The organism is Paenibacillus sp. y28 (assembly GCF_037137075.1).
In the GTDB taxonomy this organism is placed as follows: Bacteria; Bacillota; Bacilli; order Paenibacillales; family NBRC-103111; genus JBBBNV01.
The window spans coordinates 1-1,942 of record NZ_JBBBNV010000079.1 but is presented as its reverse complement, the minus strand read 5'-3'; the positions used below and the strand labels follow the sequence as shown (position 1 = coordinate 1,942).

The 1,942-nt window shown below is 51.2% G+C and carries 2 protein-coding genes; both read left to right on the top strand.

Going from position 1 to position 1,942, the window contains the following annotated elements; all coding sequences use genetic code 11:
* The coding region (gene tnpB / locus WBG83_RS22290; protein WP_336747583.1) for an IS66 family insertion sequence element accessory protein TnpB at positions 1 to 413 on the top strand (413 nt) is incomplete at its 5' end.
* Between the two features lie 96 nt (positions 414 to 509).
* On the top strand, positions 510 to 1,942 hold a 1,433-nt coding region (tnpC, locus tag WBG83_RS22285; RefSeq protein WP_336747582.1), incomplete at its 3' end, for an IS66 family transposase.

Genomic DNA, 1,942 nt, shown 5'->3' with positions numbered 1-1,942 from the left:
AATTCATCCGCATGCGTCTACCGCACTCCTTGAACAGACGCTTCGCATCCTGCAGTATGTTCGGTGACATTTCCAAGGCCGAACAACTGTATATCGCCTGTGGGTATACGGATATGCGAAAATCCATTGACGGTCTTATTCACTTGGTGCAGCATCAGCTACAATTGAACCCGTTTCAGAATCATTTGTTTCTGTTCTGCGGTCGCAAGCGTGATCGGATGAAAGCCTTGTACTGGGAAGGTGATGGATTCGTCCTGTTGTACAAACGACTGGAATCCGGTCAATACCAGTGGCCCATGGATGCGGAGGCCGTACGCACGATCACGCCACGGGAGTTTCGGTGGTTGCTGGAGGGACTGTCGATCCATCAGCCGAAAGCAGTCAAAAAGCTGGGCTTCACTCCTTCCATGTAGGTCAAAACAGAGCCGAAAACTCTTGTAAAATCTGGGTTTATGCCTGCTTCTATGGTATAATGATAGGTATAGAAGACAGTGAAGGAACGGTATCTCATGAGCCCCTTGGAACAGCTACAAAAGATGGAGCATCGCATCGGCGACCTGGAAAAAGAGAATAAACGGCTACAGGAAACCGTGCAATTTCTAACGCAGAAGCTGTACGGCAAAAGCTCCGAGAAAACAGCTTCCCTCCCAGTCGGTGTGGAGCAGCTGTCTTTATTTGATGAGGCAGAGACAGCAGCTTCACGCACTGCACCGGAGCCAACCATCGAGCAGATCCAAAGCTACCAGCGAAAGAAGCAGGTAGGCCAGCGAGCAGAACTCCTTCAGGATCTTCCGCATGAGAAGCAACTTTGTCAGGTTCAGGACCGTTGTTGTGACGTATGCCATAGCGAGCTTGTCTTGGTGGGGGAAGAGTTTGTGCGTACGGAAGTGGAGTTTATCCCTGCCCGCGTGCAAGCCATTGATATTTACAGGGAAACCCTGGAGTGCCGGACCTGTCGGAAAGAAGACAAGCCTCAGATGAAAAAGGCAACGACGCCAACGCCGGTCATCCAGCATTCGATGGCCTCAGCTTCCTCTGTCGCATGGGTCATGTACCAGAAGTTTGTGAACAGCATGCCCCTGTACCGTCAGGAGAAGGAATGGAAGAGCATCGGCCTTGATTTGAGTCGGGCCACGATGGCCAACTGGATGATCGCGGCCACGAGAGACTGGCTGAAGCCACTGGTGAATCGGCTGCATGAGTTGCTTGTACAAGAGCGATATCTGCATGCCGATGAGACACCATTGCAGGTGATGAATGAGAAGGGACGGAAGAACACGACCCCCTCCTACATGTGGATCTACAGCAGTGGGCAGCATAGTGCGCATCCCATACGGATCTTTGAGTACCAACCAGGACGAGGGGCGAAGTACCCGCAAGCGTTCCTGAAAGGGTTCAAGGGATATTTGCACAGCGATGCCTACTCCGGCTATGCGAATCTAGCAGGGACGATCTCTTGTCTATGCTGGGCACATCTTCGGCGTAAGTTTGTTGAGGCATTGCCACCGGAGGCGAAGCATCCGGAAGAGTCTCTTGCCAGTGAAGGCCTTGCCTATTGCAACAAGCTTTTTGAGTTGGAGGCACAGCTTACGTCAAGTACCGCTGAAGAGCGAAAGGAACAACGTCTGGTGCAGGAAAAACCTGTACTCGATGCTTTTTGGTCATGGGTAGAAACGGCCAAAGGTAAAGTTCTTCCCAAATCCAAGCTAGGCGAAGCGCTGAAGTATGCGCGTAACCATAAGCAAGCGTTGATGAATTACTTACAAGATGGGAACTGTGTGATCTCGAACAATTTAGCAGAAAACAGCATTCGTCCCTTTACAGTGGGTCGTAAAAATTGGTTATTCAGCGGCAGCCCACGGGGGGCAACCGCAAGTGCAGCGATCTACAGCATCGTAGAGACCGCAAAGGCAAATGGGTTGAGCCCGTACAAATATCTAGT